Annotated in this window: 1 protein-coding gene; it reads left to right on the forward strand. The window is 67.9% G+C overall.

Features of this window, described 5'->3' with window-relative positions; all coding sequences use genetic code 11:
- The coding region (locus EN969_RS35490) for an immunoglobulin-like domain-containing protein (protein WP_164758837.1) at window positions 1-430 on the forward strand (430 nt) is incomplete at both ends.

Genomic DNA, 430 nt, shown 5'->3' on the forward strand with positions numbered 1-430 from the left:
ACGCGACGGTCAACCTGAGCGCCTCGACGGTCGCCGAGGGCGCGGTCGCCAACTACGTGTTCACGGCGACGCTGTCGGACGCCTCGCATGGCGTCACCACGATCACCACCGACAAGGGCGACATCACCATCGCCGATGGCCAGACCACCGGCACGCTGACGATCGCCTCGGGCAATGGCGAGGACGTCTACAACGACGCATCGAGCCTGACCGCCAACATCACCGCCACCGCGGGCGGCAACTTCGAGCACCTGGTGATCGGCACCGGCACGGCGACGGCCAACGTCACCGACACCACCACCGACGCGACGGTCAACCTGAGCGCCTCGACGGTCGCCGAGGGCGCGGTCGCCAACTACGTGTTCACGGCGACGCTGTCGGACGCCTCGCATGGCGTCACCACGATCACCACCGACAAGGGCGACATCAC

It is taken from the genome of Mesorhizobium sp. M7A.F.Ca.CA.003.01.2.1 (assembly GCF_003998945.1).
GTDB classification, from domain to species: domain Bacteria; phylum Pseudomonadota; class Alphaproteobacteria; order Rhizobiales; family Rhizobiaceae; genus Mesorhizobium; species Mesorhizobium ciceri.